Raw genomic sequence first — 329 nt, forward strand, 5'->3', positions numbered from 1 at the left:
CGCGACCACCGGCGAGCTGACCGATCCCGGCTACTGGGTACGCCAGGTGCGCGGCACCGTCCGCTTCCACGACGGCATCCGCACCCTCACCCAGGCCGGGGTGCGCACCTTCGCCGAGATCGGACCACGCGGCGTACTGACCGCCATGGTCACCGACTGCCTCACCGACAACACCACCGGCGAGAGCACCGAGACCACCGACGCCACCTGCGTGGCCCTGACCCGGACCGGACGCGAGGAAACCACCGCCCTGACCGAGGCCCTGGCCCGGCTGTGGACCACCGGCACCCCCGTCGACTGGCACACCATCGTGCCCGCCGCCGACCCCG

At 72.9% G+C, this 329-nt stretch carries 1 protein-coding gene; it reads left to right on the forward strand.

The window, feature by feature from the left end:
- Positions 1 to 329, forward strand: a 329-nt coding sequence (locus tag ICC28_RS40185) for a hypothetical protein (RefSeq protein WP_188293814.1), incomplete at both ends; no start/stop codon positions are given.

Origin of the sequence: Streptomyces sp. TRM68416, assembly GCF_014596915.1 — a bacterium.
Taxonomy (GTDB): Bacteria; Actinomycetota; Actinomycetes; order Streptomycetales; family Streptomycetaceae; genus Streptomyces.